Here is a 21,829-nt window from a genome sequence, read left to right on the forward strand (position 1 = left end):
GGTGTTGTAGCTAAAATCTTTGCATAAGATTTGACGAACCACTAGTAAAAAGGGCATCATTTGATGCCCTTTTTCTGCGCTAAAAAAAGAGTTGGATGTTTTGACATCGATTTTTGCTCTTAGCAAAGAATTAAACGGTCTTTTTGACTAAAATGACTGTTAGATGTGTTGTTTTGCAACGCAAAGGAATGTGCCCTGCAACAGCGGGGTTATTGTCGTCTATATTTAAGACTTATCACAGGTTGGTTTTATGAAAGCAAACGCTGAAACTCCTGATAGCTCAGGTGCAGCAGATACAATGAAGTGGATTGTCGCTTTTGTTCTGTTGGCTGCTGCTGTTGTGGGTAATTACCTGTATGGTGAATTGTCTGTTGTAATTCGCGCTGCAGGTGTAGTTGTGCTGATTGCTGCCGCACTAGGCGTTGCAGCAACAACAACTAAAGGTAAAGCTGCGATCGATTTTGCAAAAGAATCTCGTATGGAGATTCGTAAAGTTGTTTGGCCTACTCGCCAAGAAACTATGCAAACTACATTGATCGTTTTAGCTGTATGTATTGTTATGTCTCTAGTGCTTTGGGGAATTGACGGCATTATGGTCCGTCTAGTTTCTCTAGCAACTGGGGTGTAGAGGGTTCTGATTCATGAGTGAAGCTCCAAAAAAACGTTGGTATGTAGTTCAAGCCTTTTCTGGCTTTGAAGGTCGTGTTGCACAGTCGCTACGCGAGCATATTAAAATGCACAACATGGAAGAACTATTTGGCGATGTGCTAGTACCTACTGAAGAAGTAGTGGAAATGCGTGCAGGCCAACGCCGTAAAAGTGAACGTAAATTCTTCCCTGGCTACGTATTAGTTCAAATGATCATGAATGATGAATCATGGCACTTAGTACGCAGCATTCCGCGTGTTATGGGCTTCATTGGTGGTACCTCTGATCGTCCTGCACCAATCACTGATAAAGAAGCTGATGCTATCTTGAACCGTCTAGAGAAAGCGAGCGAGTCTCCACGTCCTAAGACAATGTTCGAAGCGGGTGAAGTGGTTCGTGTGAACGATGGTCCATTTGCTGACTTCAACGGTACTGTTGAAGAAGTAGATTACGAGAAAAGCCGCATTAAGGTATCTGTATCGATCTTTGGTCGTGCAACACCGGTTGAGCTTGAATTTGGTCAGGTTGAAAAACTGGACTAAAACTCTAAGTTTTGAACAAGCTGTGGATAAATACTTCATAAGTTGTTCAAAATAAAAGAGTATAAAAAATCACCTTTTTAGGGTTGTTAAAGGCGCGAATTATGATTATAATTTCGCGCCTTTTTGCTTCTGTGGAAGTGAAAAAGAGTTAATTGAATTTATGGGGAGCTCGCCTTGCGGCTAGCGCATGTACCCAAAATATTAGGAAATATCATGGCTAAGAAAGTTGAAGCTTATATCAAACTGCAAGTTGCAGCTGGTATGGCAAACCCAAGTCCACCGGTTGGTCCTGCTCTAGGTCAACACGGCGTGAACATCATGGAATTCTGTAAAGCGTTCAACGCAAAAACAGAATCTGTTGAGAAAGGTCTACCTACTCCAGTAGTTATTACTGTTTACAACGACCGTTCTTTCACGTTCGTAACTAAGACTCCACCTGCTGCTGTTCTTCTTAAGAAAGCTGCTGGCGTTAAGTCTGGTTCAGGTCGTCCAAACACTGAGAAAGTTGGTACTGTAACTGACGCTCAAGTTCAGGAAATCGCAGAAACTAAAGCTGCTGATATGACTGGTGCTGACATCGAAGCAATGAAGCGTTCTATTGCTGGTACTGCTCGTTCAATGGGCCTAGTGGTAGAGGGATAAGATCATGGCTAAACTTACTAAGCGTATGCGCGTAATCCGCGACAAAGTTGACGCGACTAAAGAATACGAAATCAACGAAGCTGTTGCTCTTCTTAAAGAACTAGCAACTGCTAAATTCGTTGAGTCTGTAGATGTTGCTGTTAACCTAGGCATCGATGCTCGTAAATCTGACCAAAACGTTCGTGGCGCAACTGTGCTACCTCACGGTACTGGCCGTGACATCCGCGTTGCTGTTTTCACTCAAGGTGCAAACGCAGAAGCTGCTAAAGCTGCTGGCGCAGATATCGTTGGTATGGAAGATCTTGCTGAGCAAGTGAAAAAAGGCGAAATGAACTTCGACGTAGTTGTTGCTTCTCCAGATGCAATGCGTGTTGTTGGTCAACTAGGTACAATCCTAGGTCCACGCGGCCTTATGCCAAACCCTAAAGTTGGTACTGTAACTCCTAACGTTGCTGAAGCGGTTAAGAACGCTAAAGCTGGTCAGGTTCGTTACCGTAACGACAAGAACGGCATCATCCACACTACTATCGGTAAAGCATCTTTCGAAGCTAGCCAGCTTCAAGAGAACCTAGAAGCACTTCTAGTTGCTCTTAAGAAAGCTAAGCCTTCTTCAGCTAAGGGTACTTACCTGAAGAAAGTAAGCATCTCTACTACGATGGGTGCTGGTGTTGCTGTTGATCAAGCTAGTCTTGATACTCAAGCAAACTAATTTGCTTAGGCGCAGATTTAGTGTATACTTCTGCGCCTAATATTTGTGGTTGGGTGGTTTTAAAGCAATTTGAAATCATCTATCCCAAGACCGTAGGCGCTGTCGATTTTCATTAGATTATTGATAGCTTAATAAAACCTACGTAGGCGATGTTGTGGTTTGAAGTGGATTTATTCATTTTTAAATAACATCGTAAACGCTCAATACATTTTGTATTGGGTGCTGTAATCACAACCAGAGGTTAATCCAAATGGCTTTAAATCTTCAAGACAAAAAAGCAATTGTTGCTGAAGTCAACGAAGCTGCCAGTGGTGCACTTTCTGCAGTTGTAGCTGATTCTCGTGGCGTTGAAGTTGGCGCAATGACTTCTCTACGTAAACAAGCTCGCGAAGCGGGTGTTTACATGAAAGTTGTTCGTAACACACTAGCACGCCGTGCGGTTCAGGGTACAGACTACGAGTGTCTAGTAGACACTTTCACTGGTCCAACTCTGATCGCGTTCTCTAACGAGCACCCAGGTGCTGCAGCGCGTCTTTTCAAAGACTTCGCTAAAGAGAACAAAGATTTCGAGATCAAAGCTGCTGCATTTGAAGGCGCAGTTACTGATGCTGAAGTACTAGCGACACTACCAACTTACGACGAAGCTATCGCACGCCTAATGATGTGCATGAAAGAAGCTTCTGCTGGCAAGCTGGTTCGTACTATCGCTGCACTACGTGACCAAAAAGAAGAAGCAGCGGCTTAAGCCTTGCTTTTCATTGGTTGCAAATTAAACTTATTGTTGACTTAAAAGAGAATTGTTATGTCTATTACTAACGAGCAAATCCTAGACGCAGTTGCAGAAATGTCTGTAATGCAAGTTGTTGAGCTTATCGAAGCTATGGAAGAGAAATTCGGCGTTTCAGCTGCAGCTGCAGTTGTAGCTGGTGGCGCAGCTGGCGGCGACGCTGCTGCTGAGCAAACTGAATTCGACGTAATCCTAACTGCTGCTGGCGCTAACAAAGTACAAGTTATCAAAGCTGTACGTGGCGCAACTGGCCTAGGTCTTAAAGAAGCTAAAGGTCTTGTAGACTCAGCTCCTGCAGCGCTTAAAGAAGGCGTTGACAAAGCTGAAGCTGAAGCTCTTAAAGCACAGCTAGAAGAAGCTGGCGCTTCTGTTGAAATCAAGTAATTATTACTTAATTTCATAGCCGCAAGGCTAATGGCTGGTGGTTTATTAACCACCGGCCTTTTTGCGCTGTAGGGCTATGGCGAAATTTCCGCTGTTTAACCGTCATAATCCGAGCAAAAAAACAGTCATTTTTTCGAAATGATTGTTCACTACCACTAAACAGCTGTTTGTCACCACCCCCTCTGAAGAGTGTTTTGGGTGGTTTGGGTCACTTATCAGCGAGCTGAGGAACCCCATGGTTTACTCTTATACCGAGAAAAAGCGCATCCGTAAGGATTTTGGTACTCGTCCACAAGTTTTGGACATTCCATACCTGTTATCGATCCAGCTTGATTCTTTCGACAAATTCATCGAACAGGATCCAGAAGGTCAATACGGTCTTGAAGCTGCTTTCCGTTCTGTATTTCCAATTCAGAGCTACAACGGCAATTCTGAGCTGCAATACGTTAGCTACCGTCTTGGTGAGCCAGTTTTTGACGTTAAAGAATGTCAAATCCGCGGTGTTACTTACTCAAAGCCACTACGCGTAAAACTACGTCTAGTTATCTTTGATCGAGATGCACCAGCAGGTACTGTAAAAGACATTAAAGAACAAGAAGTCTACATGGGCGAAATTCCGCTTATGACAGACAATGGTACTTTCGTAATTAATGGTACCGAGAGGGTTATCGTATCCCAGCTGCACCGAAGCCCAGGCGTGTTCTTCGACAGTGATAAGGGTAAGACCCACTCATCAGGTAAAGTTCTTTATAACGCACGTGTAATTCCTTACCGTGGCTCATGGTTAGACTTTGAGTTCGATCCTAAGGATAACTTATTCGTACGTATCGACCGTCGTCGTAAGCTACCAGCATCGATTATTCTTCGTGCACTTGGTAAATCGACTGAAGAGATCCTTGATCTGTTCTTCGACAAAGTGAACTTCGAAGTGAAAGACCAAACTCTTCTTATGGAGTTGGTTCCTGATCGTCTACGTGGTGAAACTGCGTCATTCGACATCGAAGCAAACGGTAAAACTTACGTTGAGACTGGTCGTCGTGTTACTGCTCGCCATATCCGTCAACTTGAAAAAGATGGCGTTGAGCACATCGAAGTACCAGTAGAGTACATCGTTGGTAAAGTTGCATCTAAAGATTACATCAACGAAGCAACTGGCGAGATCATCGTTGGCGCGAACCAAGAGATTAGCCTAGAAGCTCTTGCTAACCTGTCTCAAGCAGGCCACAAGGCTCTACAAACTCTGTTCACGAATGACCTAGATCACGGTCCATTCATGTCAGACACTCTACGTGCAGATAGCACAGTAGATCGCATCTCTGCATTGGTAGAAATCTACCGCATGATGCGTCCTGGCGAGCCACCAACGAAAGAAGCTGCAGAGTCTCTATTCGAAAGCCTATTCTTCTCTGAAGAACGTTACGACCTATCAACTGTAGGCCGTATGAAGTTCAACAGCTCTATCGAGCGTGAAGAAGAAGAAGAGCGCGGTACTCTGGATGAATCAGACATCATCGAAGTGATGAAGAAACTGATTGGTATCCGTAACGGTATTGGTGAAGTGGACGATATCGACCACCTTGGCAACCGTCGTATCCGTTCTGTAGGTGAAATGGCAGAAAACCAATTCCGTGTTGGTCTAGTTCGTGTAGAACGTGCCGTTAAAGAGCGCCTAAGCCTTGGTGACCTTGATGCAATCATGCCTCAAGATCTTATCAACGCTAAGCCGATCTCTGCTGCAGTTAAAGAATTCTTTGGCTCTTCACAGCTTTCACAGTTCATGGACCAAAACAACCCATTGTCAGAAGTTACGCACAAACGTCGTATCTCTGCTTTAGGTCCTGGTGGTCTTACTCGTGAGCGCGCAGGCTTCGAAGTACGTGACGTTCACGTAACTCACTACGGTCGTCTATGTCCGATCGAAACGCCTGAAGGTCCAAACATCGGTCTAATTAACTCACTATCTGCGTTTGCACGTTGTAACGATTACGGTTTCCTAGAAACTCCGTACCGTCGTGTAGTAGATGGTGTAGTAACAGAAGAAGTTGATTACCTGTCTGCAATCCAGGAAGGTCAATTCGTAATCGCGCAAGCAAACACCATTCTTACTGAAGAAGGTACGTTTGCAGATGAGCTAATCACAGCTCGTCAAAAAGGTGAATCTGGTCTTCACCCACGCGATCACGTTGACTACATGGACGTTGCGACAAACCAAGTAGTATCTATCGCTGCTTCGCTTATCCCGTTCCTAGAACACGATGATGCGAACCGTGCATTGATGGGTGCCAACATGCAACGTCAAGCTGTACCAACACTTAAGGCTGATAAGCCTCTAGTAGGTACTGGTATCGAACGTAACATCGCAGTTGACTCTGGTGTTACAGCGGTTGCTAAACGTGGTGGTCAAGTTCAGTCTGTAGACGCTTCTCGTATCGTAGTTAAGGTTAACGAAGATGAATTGGTACCTGGCGAAGCTGGTATCGATATCTACAACCTAACTAAGTACACGCGTTCGAACCAAAACACATGTATTAACCAACGTCCAACTGTACTTCCTGGTGAACCAGTTGCACGTGGCGATGTTCTTGCTGATGGTCCTTCAACAGACCTTGGTGAACTAGCTCTTGGCCAAAACATGCGTATCGCATTCATGCCTTGGAACGGTTACAACTTCGAAGACTCGATCTTAGTATCTGAGCGCGTAGTTCAAGAAGACCGTTTCACGACAATCCACATCCAAGAACTATCTTGTGTGGCTCGTGATACTAAGCTGGGTTCTGAAGAGATCACAGCTGATATTCCAAACGTAGGTGAGTCTGCTCTGTCTAAACTAGACGAGTCAGGTATCGTTTACATTGGTGCTGAAGTTAAGGGTGGCGACATCCTAGTTGGTAAAGTAACCCCTAAAGGTGAAACTCAACTGACTCCTGAAGAGAAGCTGCTACGTGCTATCTTCGGTGAGAAAGCATCTGATGTTAAAGATACTTCTCTACGTGTACCAAACTCTGTTTCGGGTACTATCATCGATGTACAAGTCTTCACTCGCGATGGCGTAGAGAAAGACAAGCGTGCACTTGAAATCGAACAGATGCAGCTTAAAGAAGCTAAGAAAGACCTAACTGAAGAGTTCCAAATTCTTGAGGGTGGCCTTCTTAACCGTGTTAAAGCTGTACTTCTGTCTGGTGGTTACTCTGAAGCTAAGCTTGATACTATCGGTCGTAAGCAATGGCTAGAGCAAGTTCTAGAAGACGATGCGCTACAAACACAGCTTGAGCAACTTGCTGAGCAGTGGGATGAGCTAAAAGCAGACTTCGATAAGAAGTTTGAAACTAAGCGTCGTAAAATCACTCAAGGTGATGATCTAGCGCCTGGCGTTCTTAAGATTGTTAAAGTTTACCTAGCGGTTAAACGTCGTATCCAGCCTGGTGATAAGATGGCCGGTCGTCACGGTAACAAAGGTGTAATCTCTAAGATTAACCCTGTTGAAGACATGCCATACGATGAGAAAGGTCAGCCTGTAGACATCGTACTTAACCCGCTGGGTGTACCATCGCGTATGAACATCGGTCAGATCCTAGAAGTTCACTTAGGTTTGGCTGCGAAAGGTATCGGTGACAAGATCAACCAAATGGTTAAGGAACAACAAGAACTGCATAAGTTCCGTGAGTTCCTACAGAAGGTTTACGATCTTGGTGATACTCGTCAGAAAGTTGATATTGCTGAACTGTCTGATGATCAAGTTCGTACACTGATCAAGAACCTACGTGGCGGTCTACCGATTGCTACTCCTGTGTTCGACGGTGCTTCTGAGTCTCTAATCAAAGAACTACTTAAACTGGGTGATCTGCCAGAATCTGGTCAGCTTAAACTGTTTGATGGTCGTACTGGTGATTCGTTTGAGCGTCCTGTAACTGTTGGTTACATGTACATGCTGAAACTGAACCACTTGGTTGATGACAAGATGCATGCTCGTTCAACTGGTTCTTACAGCCTAGTAACTCAGCAACCACTTGGTGGTAAAGCTCAGTTCGGTGGTCAGCGTTTCGGTGAGATGGAAGTATGGGCACTAGAAGCATACGGTGCTGCATATACTCTACAAGAAATGCTAACAGTTAAGTCAGATGACGTTAACGGCCGTACTAAGATGTATAAGAACATCGTAGACGGTAACCATAGCATGGAACCTGGTATGCCTGAGTCGTTCAACGTACTGTTGAAAGAGATTCGCTCGCTAGGTATCAACATCGAGCTAGAAGACGAAGAGTAATCCCTCCTTCTTTTTAAAAGAAGATAGGATTATTTGGTAAAAGGGAGCTTGCTACAGCAGTGAGCTCCTTTAACTCCTTACAGGAGCTGAATGTGAAAGACTTATTAAACTTTCTAAAAGCACAGCATAAGACCGAAGAATTTGATGCAATCAAAATCGGTCTATCTTCACCAGACATGATCCGTTCATGGTCTTTTGGTGAAGTTAAAAAGCCGGAAACAATTAACTATCGTACGTTCAAACCTGAACGTGATGGTCTGTTCTGTGCACGTATTTTTGGTCCAGTTAAAGACTACGAATGTCTTTGTGGCAAATACAAGCGCCTGAAGCACCGTGGTGTTATCTGTGAGAAGTGTGGCGTTGAAGTTACACAAACTAAAGTTCGTCGTGACCGCATGGGCCACATCGAGCTAGCTTCACCAGTTGCTCACATCTGGTTCCTAAAATCACTGCCGTCTCGTATCGGTCTACTAATGGATATCCCTCTACGTGATATCGAACGTGTTCTTTACTTCGAGATGTACGTAGTAACTGAACCAGGTATGACTGATCTAGAAAAATCTCAGATGCTTACTGAAGAAGAGTATCTGGATCGTCTAGAAGAGTGGGGTGACGAATTTACTGCTAAGATGGGTGCTGAAGCGATCAAAGATCTGCTTGCAACAATGGACCTTCATCAAGAAGTGGAAGAAATGCGCGAAGAGTTAGAAACGACTAACTCAGAAACTAAGCGTAAAAAAGTTACTAAGCGCCTGAAGCTAGTTGAAGCGTTCATTGCATCGGGTAACGATCCGCAATGGATGATTCTGACTGTACTTCCGGTTCTGCCGCCAGATCTACGTCCTCTAGTACCACTAGATGGCGGTCGTTTTGCGACTTCAGATCTGAACGACCTTTACCGTCGTGTGATCAACCGTAACAACCGTTTGAAGCGCCTTCTAGAGCTAGCTGCTCCGGACATCATCGTACGTAACGAAAAGCGTATGCTGCAAGAGTCTGTTGATGCACTTCTAGATAACGGTCGTCGTGGTCGTGCTATCACTGGTTCTAACAAGCGTCCTCTGAAATCTCTTGCTGATATGATCAAGGGTAAACAAGGTCGTTTCCGTCAGAACCTTCTAGGTAAACGTGTAGACTACTCTGGCCGTTCTGTAATCACAGTAGGTCCATACCTTCGTCTACATCAGTGTGGTCTTCCTAAGAAGATGGCACTTGAGCTATTTAAGCCGTTCATCTACAGCAAGCTAGAAACTCGTGGCATGGCTACGACAATCAAAGCTGCTAAGAAGATGGTAGAGCGCGAAGAAGCTATCGTTTGGGATATCCTGGACGAAGTAATCCGCGAACACCCAGTACTGCTTAACCGTGCACCTACACTTCACCGTCTAGGTATCCAAGCGTTTGAACCAGTACTAATCGAAGGTAAAGCGATTCAGCTTCACCCACTAGTGTGTGCGGCATACAACGCCGACTTCGATGGTGACCAAATGGCGGTACACGTGCCTCTAACTCTAGAAGCACAGCTTGAAGCACGTACACTGATGATGTCGACGAATAACATTCTGTCGCCAGCGTCAGGTGATCCGATCATCGTACCTTCTCAGGACGTTGTATTGGGTCTTTACTACATGACACGTGACAAGATCAACGTGAAAGGCGAAGGTATGTACCTTGCTGGCCCTGCTGAGGCTGAAAAGGCATACCGTACTAAGACTGCTGAGCTACACGCTCGCGTTAAAGTACGTATCACCGAAACTGTAGTAGACGAAGATGGTAACAGCACTACTGAAACGAAGATGGTTGATACAACTGTCGGCCGTGCAATGCTATGGCAAATCGTTCCAGCTGGCCTACCGTACAGCATCGTTAACCAAAAGTTAGGTAAGAAGCAGATCTCTACTCTTCTTAACGAGTGTTACCGTAAGCTTGGTCTAAAAGATACAGTAGTATTTGCTGACCAAATCATGTACGCAGGTTTTGCATACGCTGCACTTTCTGGTGTTTCTGTAGGTATCGACGATATGGTTGTACCTCAAGCGAAATACGATGAAATTGAATCTGCTGAAGAAGAAGTTCGCGAAATCCAAGAGCAATTCCAATCTGGTCTTGTTACTGCGGGTGAGCGTTACAACAAAGTTATCGATATCTGGGCATCTACGAATGACCGCGTTGCGAAAGCAATGATGGATAACCTATCTTCTGAAACAGTTATCAACCGTGACGGCGAAGAAGAACAGCAAGAATCGTTCAACAGCATCTACATGATGGCCGACTCGGGCGCACGTGGTTCTGCAGCTCAGATTCGTCAGCTAGCAGGTATGCGTGGTCTGATGGCGCGTCCAGATGGTTCAATCATCGAAACGCCGATCACAGCGAACTTTAAAGAAGGTCTAAACGTCCTTCAGTACTTTATCTCAACGCACGGTGCTCGTAAGGGTCTTGCGGATACAGCACTGAAAACAGCAAACTCGGGTTACCTAACTCGTCGTCTAGTAGACGTTGCTCAAGACGTTGTAGTACACGAACATGACTGTGGCACGCATGAAGGTATCGACATGATGCCTCACATCGAAGGTGGTGACGTTAAAGTTGCACTTTCTGAGCTTGCTCTAGGTCGTGTAGTAGCTGAAGACGTTCTTAAGCCTGGTACTGAAGATGTACTGATTCCACGTAATACTCTGATTGATGAGAAGTGGTGTCAAATCATGGAAGACAACTCAGTAGATAGCATGAAAGTGCGCTCTGTTGTTACCTGTGATGCAGACTTCGGTTGTTGTGCACAGTGTTACGGTCGTGACCTAGCACGTGGTCACCTAGTGAACCAAGGTGAAGCAGTTGGTGTTATCGCTGCACAATCTATCGGTGAACCGGGTACACAGCTAACGATGCGTACGTTCCACATCGGTGGTGCGGCATCTACTGCAGCAGCAGAGAACAGCATCCAAGCTAAGACAACTGGTACTGTGAAACTTCACAATGCTAAGTTCGTAGTTAACAAAGATAAGAAACTGGTTATCACTTCTCGTGCATCTGAGATGACGATTATTGATGAATTCGGCCGTACTAAAGAGAAGCACAAACTTCCTTACGGTTCGATGCTAACCAAAGGCGACAACGCAGCAGTTACTGCTGGTGAAGTTGTAGCTAACTGGGAAGCGCATACCATGCCAATCATCACTGAAGTGGCAGGTCGTATCCAATTCGTAGATATGATCGATGGTATTACAGTTTCTCGTCAAACTGACGATCTAACGGGTCTTTCTTCAAGTGAAGTTACAGACGCAGCAGCTCGCCCAGCAGCAGGTAAAGATATGCGTCCAGCTATCAAACTTGTTGATGAGCAAGGTAACGACGTAATGATCCCTGGTACTGATATGCCAGCTCACTACTTCCTACCTGGCAAAGCGATTGTAAACATCGAAGATGGCGCTGAAGTTGGCATCGGTGACACACTATCTCGTATCCCTCAAAAATCGAGCGGAAACAAAGATATCACCGGTGGTCTACCACGCGTAGCTGACCTATTCGAAGCTCGTAAGCCTAAAGAGCCTGCGATCCTTGCTGAGCACACAGGTACTGTGTCTTTCGGTAAAGAAACGAAAGGTAAGCGTCGTCTAGTAATCACTCGTGAAGGCGGTGACGCTTACGAAGAGATGATTCCTAAGCATCGTCAATTGAACGTGTTCGAAGGTGAGAAGATTGAACGTGGTGATGTAATCGCCGACGGTCCTGAAACTCCACACGATATCCTGCGTCTACGTGGTATCCACGCAGTAACTCAGTACATCGCGAACGAAGTTCAAGAAGTTTACCGCTTACAAGGCGTAAAGATTAACGATAAGCACATCGAGACTATCGTTCGTCAAATGCTACGTAAGTGTACAATCACTCATTCTGGTGACTCTCCGTTCCTACCTGGCGAACAAGTTGAGTACCACAATGTTAAGATTGCTAACCGTAAGCTAGAAGCTGAAGGTAAAGAACTAGTGCGTTTCGAACGTGATCTACTAGGTATTACTAAAGCATCTCTTGCAACTGAGTCATTCATCTCAGCTGCATCGTTCCAAGAAACGACTCGCGTACTAACAGAAGCTGCGGTTTCTGGTAAGCGTGATGACCTTCGCGGTCTGAAAGAGAACGTAATTGTTGGTCGTCTGATCCCAGCTGGTACTGGTTTCGCATACCACCAAGAGCGTCAAAAACAACGTGAAGAAGAGCAAGAAGGTCCTTCAGCTGAACAAGCTACTGACAATCTAGCAGCACTTCTAAACGCTGGTTTCTCTTCAGAAGAGTAAGCTCTACGAGTAGTCTCTAAGAGATAAGAAAAAGGCACCTTCGGGTGCCTTTTTTGTATCTGGCGTATTGGTATTTAGCTATGACTTATAAAGTGATAGGTGTGCTTATCTAGCTGGTGAGGTTGGATTTATGTCCTGAAGAGTGCTCTTTGAGGCCAGTAAGATAAAGGGTAGAGATGACTAGGCTGATTAGGGCTGTAACCATATGCTTATGGCTAAAGGTCAGGGCGAGCGAGTAAGCTCTGTCTGAAAGGTTCTGGGTAGTTTGGATAACCTTACAGACAAAACAAAAAGCTTGCACAGAGGCAAGCTTATTAAGGATTCGGCTAACTAAGCGCCTGGTGGAATCGCTAAACTGTCTGCAATAAGCTGGATAAGATTATCTTCTACTTCAAAACGTAGTTCGAGTAGTTCACCTACTTTGGACATATCTCCTTCGAAGTTAGGCAACTCATCGTCTGCATTTACTTTAACGTACTTATCATTGAATTCTAGAAGCGGCTCGGTTGTAAGTACGATCTTCGCGTAAGTTGTATCAATCTCGTCATTGGTTTTAAAGCCTGTTGCTTGCCATTTTTTCATGACCATATCGTAGATCTTAAAATGACCCTCTGAGATATAATCGACAACATGATCACAGAATGAGCTTATTTCTTTAGGGGAAGGGAGTTCAACAACGTTTGATTGCCCGTTGCTAGCTGGCTGCAAGGCACCTAGCTTACAATACTCAACGATTAGAGACTGTCGAGTTTCGAGCCAATGATCGATGACCTCATTAGAGCCACCCCATTGTTCTTGTATTTGTTTGAATTTATTTAGCATGACCATGTCCTCATGATCTGATCACAACCTTGTGATCAAGTAATTGCCTAAGCAGGGTCCGTTTTATTGGTAGCTACTAAAAGTAATAGCTTGAAATATTCTCTGCTACAACTCTAGTATGAAATTAGATTGCCAGTAAAATGAACGAACTGCAAGCAATGAGGCATAGGGATGTTAAAAAAAAGTGATAACAAAATGACAGAGCAAGCTTATTGGTGCGTCGTTTCTGGTAGTGATATTTGGGTTAATAATGATCAGTTTCCGTTTGGCTCTGCTGAAGAGCTTGGGCTGAGTGTGGAGCATGCAATCTGTATTGGTCAGCATCAAGGTCGCAAGGTGTATTGGCTCAACGATTGTGATGTGGAGAATGAGCTGAGCATGGTCAGCCTAAGAGAGTTACTGCACTGGCCTGAAGTGAGTTTCTTGACTGCAAGCAAAGCCATCCAATATGGGCATATGACTCAAAGTATGCGTTTTTGCCCTCAGTGTGGTGGTCGAAATCATCTCAACCATAACCAGGTGGCGATGCAGTGTGGAGATTGCCGCACACTTCATTATCCTCGTATCTTCCCGTGCATCATTGTCGCTGTACGAAACGACAACAAGATATTGCTTGCGCAGCACCCAAGACATAAGACAGGTATGTATACCGTGATAGCGGGCTTCCTAGAGGTCGGAGAGACCTTAGAGCAGTGTGTGGCAAGAGAAGTCAAAGAAGAAACGGGTATCGATGTCGATAATATTCGTTATTTTGGCAGCCAACCATGGGCGTTTCCATCGAGTATGATGATGGGCTTTCTCGCAGATTATGCTGGTGGTACGCTCAAGCCTGACTACAGCGAGCTATCGGATGCTCAATGGTTTGACGTAACAAGCCTACCTGATGTTGCTCCTGTTGGAACCATTGCGAGACAGTTGATTGAGAAAACAGTTGATGACGTGATGAAAGATGGTGTGACGGAGCCGATGCTAGAGCACTAATCTGCCTGTGATAGTATTTGGCCTATGGGTGGTCAAAAGCTAAAAAAAACCCTCCACAAGTGGAGGGGGTAAGTAAGATGTCGTTATGAGATGCTGAGTAGTGACTACTCAGATGTTATAATTGTAATTTTCGCTAGCGAACAAATTTTTAACATGCTCCCGTAATTGGGTGCAAATTAAGCATTGATTTAAAAGTTAATAACTTGATCTAGGTTGCAAAGCACACAGCTTTTACCCTTCAATCAGTGTTAGAATACTTGCCATCAAAACTAGACAAGATTGAATTGGAATTTAACGGAATGACCGAATTAAAAAACGATCGCTATTTACGCGCACTTTTAAAACAGCCTGTTGATTACACACCGGTATGGATGATGCGCCAAGCTGGCCGCTATCTTCCTGAATACAAAGCAACGCGCGCTGAAGCGGGCGATTTCATGTCTTTGTGCAAAAACGCGGAACTGGCATCAGAAGTAACACTTCAACCTTTACGTCGTTTCCCGCTTGATGCGGCAATCTTGTTCTCAGACATCCTAACTATCCCTGATGCAATGGGCTTAGGTTTGTACTTTGAAACAGGTGAAGGTCCTAAGTTTGAGCGTCCTATCACGTGTAAAGCTGACGTAGAGAAGATTGGCCTACCTGATCCAGAAGGCGAGCTTCAATACGTAATGAATGCCGTTCGTCAGATCCGTAAAGACCTGAAAGGCGAAGTGCCACTGATTGGTTTCTCTGGTAGCCCATGGACTCTAGCGACATACATGGTTGAAGGTGGAAGCTCTAAAGCATTCACTAAGATCAAGAAGATGATGTACGCAGAACCACAAACGCTGCACCTGCTTCTAGATAAGCTGGCTGACAGTGTTATCGAATACCTGAACGCGCAAATTAAAGCGGGTGCTCAATCGGTAATGGTATTTGATACATGGGGTGGTGTACTGACTCCTCGTGACTACAACCTATTCTCACTGCAATACATGCACAAAATCGTTGATGGCCTAATCCGTGAAAACGAAGGTCGTCGAGTACCGGTTACTCTGTTCACTAAGAACGGTGGCATGTGGCTTGAGTCTATCGCAGCAACAGGTTGTGATGCGGTTGGTCTAGACTGGACAATCAACATCGCAGATGCAAAAGCTCGCATCGGCGACAAAGTTGCTCTGCAAGGTAACATGGATCCTTCAATGCTTTACGCTCAGCCTGAACGTATTCGCGAAGAAGTGGGCAGCATCCTTGAAGGCTTCGGCGACGGTGGTACAGGTCATGTATTTAACCTAGGCCACGGTATCCACTTAGATGTACCGCCAGAGAATGCTGGTGTATTCGTTGACGCTGTTCACGAATTGTCTAAGCCTTACCACAAGTAATTCTGAGTAAGATTATTGAAAGCGCTGTTGGGAAACCAACAGCGCTTTTTTATTGTCTGAAATTGGCATTTGATGGCGGTTTAATCTTATTGTGTGCAGTTAATCAGGCATTTGGATTATGGTAGGCCAAATGCTCAGAGATGTGTTTCCTGATATAAGGAATGACTTCACTTTCAAACCAAGGGTTCTTCTTGAGCCAGATATTATTGCGTGGCGAAGGGTGGGGTAATGGCAAAAACTCAGGCGCCCACCTTTGCCAATCACGCACGGTTTCGGTCAATGTGCTGGTGGTTTTGTTTGTTAGGTAATGGTTTTGTGCGTACTGGCCAATCAGCAGTGTCATTTGAATATTGGGTAGAGATTGCAGCACTTTGTTGTGCCAAAGCCCCGCGCACTCTTTGCGTGGTGGGAGATCGCCACTTTTCCCTTTCCCCGGATAACAAAACCCCATAGGCACAATCGCGACTTTTTGCTCGTCGTAAAAAGTATCGCTATCTATCCCTAACCATCCTCTTAATCGTTCGCCACTGGCGTCATTCCAAGGGATCGACGACTCATGCACCTTGATACCCGGCGCTTGACCTATGATCAGCAAGCGCGCGTTTGGATGCGCTTGAATCACCGGGTTGGCACCGTGTGATAGGTGAGGCTTACAAGCTCGGCATTGTCGAATCTCTTTAAGTAACGAAGAGGACATCAGTAACCTTTTTCAAAATCGATGACATGATTAAGTGTAAAGCCATCTCGCCACTGTTTGTAATTCTCTGCGAAGATCTCGACTACTTGTCTTGGCTCACTGAGTGCAGCGATGTGTGGAGTGATGGTGACTTGCGGTAGTTTCCAGAAAGGGTGTTCCTGAGAGAGGGGTTCACTTTCAAACACATCTAAAAATGCGTGTTCTACCCATCTGTTTTTTATGGCGAGCAACAAGGCTTTATTGTCGATGCTTTCCCCTCGACCGACATTAAACAGCAACACATTAGAGCAGTAACCTAACGTGGTTTGGTTCAACAGCTGATAGGTTTCAGCGGTTGATGGCAAGGTGTTGACCACAATATCGGCCTGCTTAAGGGCAGCCTCTATCTCATTGATGTGGAAAGTCTCTTTAAAGGTTTCTTGTTTGGATGGGATGCCGGTACGGTTGACACCTATGGTATGAATACCAAAAGCCGCCGCGGTTTTTGCCAAATGACTGCCGATTGAACCTGTTCCTAAAATCACCATAGTTTTGTCAGTTAGGCTAGTATAAAGCTGTGGCTGCCAGTTTCGTTGTTGTTGATGCTGGTGGTAATGAGGGAAGTGTCTACAGTGACTGATTGTGTAACCCAATACGTATTCTGCGATAGCCGGACCAAAGATGCCTTTGACGTTGGTTAGCGTATAGTCCTGACGCAGATCTGGCTGAGTGAGTTTATTGATTCCGGCATAGGTACTCTGTACCCAGTCTAGCTCTTTAAACTCGCCGAGGCGTTCTGCGATTAGAGGTGGTGACGCCAAGACAATCTGTGCTGATTCGGGGTTTTGAGTGATTTCTAGGTCGGGTAAATCCTGGTTTAGAATCAGTTGCGTATAGGTATCGTCATGCTCAGTAAGAATATAGAGCTTATTCGTAAAATTGTTCATCGGCTTACCTTTTCCCCCCAGGGTTTATCAAGTACACTTTCGCTGTCTTTTTCTGCAATTATTGAGTGACTATGCTTCAGAATCCACTGCAGGTTCGTCTTGAAAAGTTAGAACCTTGGCAACAAATTACCTTTATGGCGTGTCTATGTGAGCGTATGTACCCTAACTATGCCATGTTTTGTGAGAATACAGAATTTGCGGAAGCTCGAATCTATCGTGATGTTTTGGATAGCATTTGGGAAATCCTGACGGTTAAAACAGCAAAGGTGAACTTTGAGCGTCAACTTGAGAAGGTTGAAGAGCTATTCCCTAGCGGTGATGATTTTGATTTTTATGGTGTTTACCCAGCAATGGACGCATGCCAAGGCCTAGCAACGCTAATTCATGGTCTGCTTGACCGTGAACATATGTTGGAAGCGGTAATTAAAGTGAGTCAACAATCGGTGAAGACGGTTGCTGAGCTTGAGTTTGCTCAAGGCGCTGAAGAAGTGACGAACGAAAACCAGAAAGAAAACGAAGCGGTATGTGAAGAGTGGGACGTTCAGTGGGCCATTTTCCGACCTTTACGTGAAACGACTGAGCGTGACTTAGAGTTGATCAAAGACCTACGCCACGAACTGCGTGAAGACCCAGTCAGTAACATTGGTGTTGCGCTATAATTCGCAATTGCACCAAGGTACGAATAAAAACAAAGGCTCCCTAGGGAGCCTTTGTTGTATCTGACGGTATCAAATTGAGATTAAGCGTCTTTTTTGTCTTCGTTCTACACTTTGTCTTTTGATGCCTTATCTTTTGATGCGTCGTCGTCATTCGTTGATTTTGCATCTGAAGAGTCGTTGTCTGCTGGAGTTTCTTCCTCGTCCTCGTCATCGCGGTTTTCGATAACACCGTGTGTCTCTTTCCACTTCTCCCAGCGTTGGAACGCCAGTTCTTGCATGTCAGTCGTCTTATCCGCTTCGTCGACAATCTCTTCGCCCACTAGGTGCTCAAAGATGTCTTCTAGGGTGATGATGCCCTGAATAGTGCCGTATTCGTCCACAACTAAAGACAGTTGCAGGCGGTTTGCCATCATCTGGTCAAAGGCTTTAGCCAAGCCCATGTTGTTCAGCAACACGTGGATAGGGCGCATTACTTCACCCAGAGCTTTCTCACCACAACCGGCTTGCTGCAATCTAAACAGCTCTAAGCGGTGAACAAAACCGATGATGTTGTCACTCTGCTCGCTGTAAACCAGCGGGCGTGAGAATGGCGTGTCTTTATGTTGTTCTAGGAAGGTATTGACACTCATTTCCGCATCAACACGGAATACCACTGGACGCGGCGTCATTATTTGAGTCACGGGTACATCTTGAATACCCAGTAGGTTGCTCAGGATTTTTGATTCGCCTTCTGCAAACTCGCCGCTCTCTTTTGCCAAAATCGCCATTGCAGATAGCTCATCACGCATTTTTGGTGCTTGGTGGCCACGAGCAAGACGTTTGGTGATCTGTTCTGAGAACCAGACAAACGGTGTTAGGAAGAACACCATCCAGCGCAGCACGCTTGCCGAAGCAGGGGCAAGTTGACGCCAGTAGGTTGCACCAATGGTTTTTGGAACAATCTCAGATAATACCAAGATACCTAGCGTTAGCACGGCAGAGAAGACACCTAACCATTGGCTACCAAAAACGACAGCCGCTTGTGCACCTGCTGTCGCAGCACCGATAGTATGGGCGATGGTGTTGAGCGTTAAAATTGACGCAAGCGGGCGGTCAATATCTGTTTTCAGTTTGTCTAAAGACTCTGCTGCAGGGTGCCCATTTTGTTTTAGTTGAGCAATGTAGCTCGGACTAATACTCAAAAGTACAGCTTCCAAAACAGAACAAATGAAAGAAACTCCAATAGCAATGGAGACGTAAATAGATAGCAGCAGCATGTTTGCCCTTAAATTAAATTGTACGCTTTAGCAGCGATTCAGCGTGGATTATAGTGAAAAAGTAGTGGCTAGGTCATCATTAATTTTGCTCTCAGCCCCTTTTAAACAAGGGCTTGCTTAATAAAATCAGTAACAAATTGTGAGTTATTACTCATATTATGGCTAAAACTACGGCATTAGAGCTAAAGATCGACGACAAACCTTTGCCAGATGGGGCATTTATGTTTTAGAGTGAATTGAATTCAAAAATACAAAGAAGGGAAACCTAAAATGAACAAGACTCAATTAATCGACTTTATTGCTGAAAAAGCGGACCTTTCTAAAGCACAAGCTAAAGCTGCTCTAGAAGCGACTCTTGGCGGTGTTACAGATGCTCTTAAAGATGGCGATCAAGTTCAGCTAATTGGTTTTGGTACTTTTAAAGTAAACCACCGTGCAGCTCGCACTGGTCGTAACCCAAAAACTGGTGATGAGATCCAAATCGCTGCTGCAAATGTTCCAGCATTTGTTGCAGGTAAAGCGCTGAAAGATTCAGTGAAATAATCTAAACTGTACCGAGGTAGTCGTATTCCACCTCGGTACAGGTTTTTATGAAAAAAGCATTTCTTCTCGTTTCACTATTATCTACATTTCTTATTGGCTGTTCTTCAACAAGCCCTCGCAAAAACCTAGAGCAATTTGAAACTCACACTGGCGGCCAAGTCATGGGCGACGCGACGAGTTTCTACTGGGTTACAAACAAGCTAACACAACCTCATACTTCAGCTGACTACGTCACTGTCGGCGATTACGGCTGGTACCAAACTGATTATGCTTGGTCAGAAGGCGTGCTTCGTGAATTCATTCGTGAAGGCGAGCAGCGTAACTCTTCTAATGAGCTGGTTCCCTATCGAGTCCATGTGCGTTTCAATAAGTCAGGCGAAGCTGTGTATCAACAGTATCGTATTGATAGCAAAATCTTACCTATCCAAGCCAAGCAGCTTGAAAACTATCAGAAAGAAGCGACGTCGGTTCTAGAGACCACAACGAAGCAGCATGATGGAGGGCTTAGGCTGATTCAGGGTTACTGGAATGGCAGATCTTTTAAAACGTGCGCTGGTGGTGAGTTTGATCGCATTGAATTTAACCAGACCTTGCCAGGCTTCGTGATTGACCGATTGGCGTCTGTGGAAAGCTATGCGGCGTTTCTTGGCAGTGACTTACTCGGTAAGATGAGCGTGGAAGAGTTACTGATGCTGGCTGAAGACAGCCATGATTGTGTCGTTAGGCCATCATTGTTGAAAGAATAGCGAGTAATCAAAGGATTGAGAGTATTTGGCCTACTGTAGGCCAAGTGCTGATTTGTTTGTACAGACGCGGATTCCTAGAAAGATTGAGTAATAAAAAAGGCGCCTATTGAGGCGCCTTTTTCTGTTATTCACTTGCTGTCATTTGCTTACTGTTATTGGAAAGTAAGCGAGCAACAAGATTGTTTACTGCTCTTGTTCGCGCGCAATCGCACGGTAACCAATATCATTGCGGTGGAACATACCATTCCAGCTAACTTGCTTCGTCAACGCGTAAGCGCGCTCTTGAGCCTCAGAAACCGTATTGCCCAGTGCTGTTGCACAAAGTACACGACCGCCGTTTGTCACAACGTCGCCAGCTTCATTATTTGTCGTACCCGCGTGGAAAACCTTTTGGCCTTCAACTTCGCTTGTTGGTAGTGAAATAACGTCACCTTTTGCGTAGTCAGCAGGGTAACCGCCAGCCGCAAGAACAACACCGATAGAAGCGCGTGGATCCCACTTCGATTCTGCTTCGTCGAGCTTCTCGTCGATAGCCATTAGGCAAAGTTCAACAAGGTCTGACTCCATACGCATCATGATAGGTTGCGTTTCAGGGTCGCCAAAGCGGCAGTTGTATTCGATAACTTTAGGTGTGCCGTCAGCATCGATCATTAGGCCAGCGTAAAGGAAACCTGTGTAAGGTGCGCCTTCTGCGTCCATACCACGTACCGTTGGGTAGATAACTTCCTCAAGGATACGGTTGTGGATTTCTGGAGTTACAACCGGCGCAGGAGAGTAAGCACCCATGCCGCCCGTGTTCGGCCCAGTGTCTTTGTCGCCAACACGTTTGTGATCTTGGCTGGTGGCCATAGGAAGCACGCTAGAGCCGTCAACCATTACGATGAAGCTTGCTTCTTCGCCTTCGAGGAACTCTTCGATAACAACGCGGCTGCCTGCTTCGCCAAAGGCGTTGCCCGCTAGCATGTCTTTGATTGCGTCTTCTGCTTCTTCAAGGGTCATCGCAACGATAACGCCTTTACCTGCCGCAAGACCGTCAGCTTTCACTACGATAGGAGCGCCTTGCTCGCGAACGTAAGCGATAGCTGGCTCAATCTCAGTGAAGTTTGAGTAGTAACCTGTTGGGATATCATGACGAGCTAGGAAGTCTTTAGTGAATGCTTTAGAGCCTTCAAGCTGTGCTGCAGCTTGAGTAGGGCCGAAGATTGGCAAACCTACTTCGCGGAATGCATCAACCACACCGATAACCAATGGTGCTTCAGGGCCCACGATAGTCAGTTCGATTTTTTTATCTTGAGCAAACGCGACTAAACCAGCGATGTCTTCAACGCCGATGTTTACGTTCTCTAGTTTTGGCTCAAGTGCAGTACCTGCGTTACCTGGAGCGATGAATACTGTTTCAACGTTTGGGTTTTGTGCTGCTTTCCAACCTAGTGCATGCTCACGACCGCCGGCACCAATAATTAATACATTCATTTTATTTTACCTTTGATAGCTTCATCAGATTACCTATTTCGGCGTCAAACATGCTCACTTATAGTCATAAGCTCCGCGTGTTTTCCTT

The 21,829-nt window shown here is 45.3% G+C and carries 18 protein-coding genes; 13 read left to right on the forward strand and 5 right to left on the reverse strand.

What is annotated here, in order from left to right; translation table 11 throughout:
• Positions 1-250: 250 nt before the first annotated feature.
• The 8 genes from secE (at position 251) to rpoC (ending at position 12,271) form a co-directional block, all read left to right on the forward strand.
• Positions 251-628, forward strand: coding sequence for a preprotein translocase subunit SecE (gene secE / locus AB4558_RS10030; RefSeq protein WP_010435558.1), 378 nt, complete (start codon positions 251-253; stop codon positions 626-628).
• Positions 629-641: 13 nt separating this feature from the next.
• Positions 642-1,190 (forward strand): transcription termination/antitermination protein NusG, encoded by a 549-nt coding sequence (gene nusG / locus AB4558_RS10035; RefSeq protein WP_010435556.1) that lies wholly within the window; start codon positions 642-644, stop codon positions 1,188-1,190.
• A 213-nt stretch (positions 1,191-1,403) separates the two neighbouring features.
• The gene (gene rplK / locus AB4558_RS10040; RefSeq protein WP_010435555.1) at positions 1,404-1,832 is read left to right on the forward strand and encodes a 50S ribosomal protein L11; all 429 of its coding nucleotides are present in this window, start codon (positions 1,404-1,406) and stop codon (positions 1,830-1,832) included.
• 4 nt (positions 1,833-1,836) lie between these two features.
• Positions 1,837-2,541, forward strand: coding sequence for a 50S ribosomal protein L1 (gene rplA, locus AB4558_RS10045; protein WP_372073502.1), 705 nt, complete (start codon positions 1,837-1,839; stop codon positions 2,539-2,541).
• Positions 2,542-2,791: 250 nt separating this feature from the next.
• Entirely contained in the window at positions 2,792-3,286 is a 495-nt protein-coding gene (gene rplJ, locus AB4558_RS10050) for a 50S ribosomal protein L10 (protein ID WP_017060524.1), read from the forward strand.
• 57 nt (positions 3,287-3,343) lie between these two features.
• Entirely contained in the window at positions 3,344-3,712 is a 369-nt protein-coding gene (gene rplL, locus AB4558_RS10055) for a 50S ribosomal protein L7/L12 (protein ID WP_017060525.1), read from the forward strand.
• 235 nt (positions 3,713-3,947) lie between these two features.
• Positions 3,948-7,976 carry a DNA-directed RNA polymerase subunit beta gene (gene rpoB, locus AB4558_RS10060; RefSeq protein WP_017060526.1) on the forward strand — a complete coding sequence of 1,343 codons (4,029 nt, stop codon included), beginning with the start codon at positions 3,948-3,950 and terminating at the stop codon, positions 7,974-7,976.
• Positions 7,977-8,068: 92 nt separating this feature from the next.
• Positions 8,069-12,271 carry a DNA-directed RNA polymerase subunit beta' gene (rpoC, locus tag AB4558_RS10065; RefSeq protein WP_017060527.1) on the forward strand — a complete coding sequence of 1,401 codons (4,203 nt, stop codon included), beginning with the start codon at positions 8,069-8,071 and terminating at the stop codon, positions 12,269-12,271.
• Positions 12,272-12,601: 330 nt separating this feature from the next.
• On the opposite strand, the gene AB4558_RS10070 is transcribed toward rpoC, so the two are convergent.
• Complete coding sequence (locus tag AB4558_RS10070; protein WP_032546263.1) at positions 12,602-13,099, reverse strand: Rsd/AlgQ family anti-sigma factor; 498 nt, start codon at positions 13,097-13,099, stop codon at positions 12,602-12,604.
• A 165-nt stretch (positions 13,100-13,264) separates the two neighbouring features.
• Here AB4558_RS10070 and nudC point away from each other — a divergent pair, with 165 nt between their 5' ends.
• Both nudC and hemE read left to right on the forward strand, forming a co-directional pair.
• Positions 13,265-14,074 carry an NAD(+) diphosphatase gene (gene nudC / locus AB4558_RS10075; RefSeq protein ID WP_122082771.1) on the forward strand — a complete coding sequence of 270 codons (810 nt, stop codon included), beginning with the start codon at positions 13,265-13,267 and terminating at the stop codon, positions 14,072-14,074.
• A 299-nt stretch (positions 14,075-14,373) separates the two neighbouring features.
• Complete coding sequence (gene hemE / locus AB4558_RS10080) at positions 14,374-15,441, forward strand: uroporphyrinogen decarboxylase (RefSeq protein ID WP_017060530.1); 1,068 nt, start codon at positions 14,374-14,376, stop codon at positions 15,439-15,441.
• 103 nt (positions 15,442-15,544) lie between these two features.
• On the opposite strand, the gene AB4558_RS10085 is transcribed toward hemE, so the two are convergent.
• A complete protein-coding gene (locus AB4558_RS10085; RefSeq protein WP_372073500.1) occupies positions 15,545-16,138 on the reverse strand; it encodes a uracil-DNA glycosylase family protein in 594 nt (197 codons plus the stop codon).
• Complete coding sequence (locus AB4558_RS10090) at positions 16,138-17,064, reverse strand: D-2-hydroxyacid dehydrogenase (RefSeq protein ID WP_136977255.1); 927 nt, start codon at positions 17,062-17,064, stop codon at positions 16,138-16,140. The genes AB4558_RS10085 and AB4558_RS10090 overlap by 1 nt, the downstream gene beginning before the upstream one ends.
• Positions 17,065-17,135: 71 nt before the next feature.
• Here AB4558_RS10090 and AB4558_RS10095 point away from each other — a divergent pair, with 71 nt between their 5' ends.
• Entirely contained in the window at positions 17,136-17,723 is a 588-nt protein-coding gene (locus AB4558_RS10095; protein WP_017062699.1) for a YjaG family protein, read from the forward strand.
• Between the two features lie 104 nt (positions 17,724-17,827).
• Here the strand turns inward: AB4558_RS10095 and AB4558_RS10100 are convergent, their stop codons facing one another.
• Positions 17,828-18,979: a CNNM domain-containing protein gene (locus AB4558_RS10100; protein ID WP_371724703.1), complete on the reverse strand. Its 1,152-nt coding sequence runs from the start codon at positions 18,977-18,979 to the stop codon at positions 17,828-17,830.
• A 270-nt stretch (positions 18,980-19,249) separates the two neighbouring features.
• Between AB4558_RS10100 and hupA the strand changes: the two genes are divergently transcribed.
• Together hupA and AB4558_RS10110 are read left to right on the forward strand one after the other, a co-directional pair.
• Positions 19,250-19,522 carry a nucleoid-associated protein HU-alpha gene (gene hupA / locus AB4558_RS10105; RefSeq protein ID WP_004729753.1) on the forward strand — a complete coding sequence of 91 codons (273 nt, stop codon included), beginning with the start codon at positions 19,250-19,252 and terminating at the stop codon, positions 19,520-19,522.
• A 47-nt stretch (positions 19,523-19,569) separates the two neighbouring features.
• Positions 19,570-20,268, forward strand: a complete 699-nt coding sequence (locus tag AB4558_RS10110; RefSeq protein WP_372073497.1) for a DUF1481 domain-containing protein — start codon at positions 19,570-19,572, stop codon at positions 20,266-20,268.
• Between the two features lie 183 nt (positions 20,269-20,451).
• On the opposite strand, the gene purD is transcribed toward AB4558_RS10110, so the two are convergent.
• Positions 20,452-21,741, reverse strand: a complete 1,290-nt coding sequence (gene purD / locus AB4558_RS10115) for a phosphoribosylamine--glycine ligase (RefSeq protein ID WP_017062702.1) — start codon at positions 21,739-21,741, stop codon at positions 20,452-20,454.
• Positions 21,742-21,829: the final 88 nt, after the last annotated feature.

Origin of the sequence: Vibrio sp. 10N.222.51.C5 (assembly GCF_041474575.1) — a bacterium.
Lineage (GTDB): Bacteria > Pseudomonadota > Gammaproteobacteria > Enterobacterales > Vibrionaceae > Vibrio > Vibrio crassostreae_C.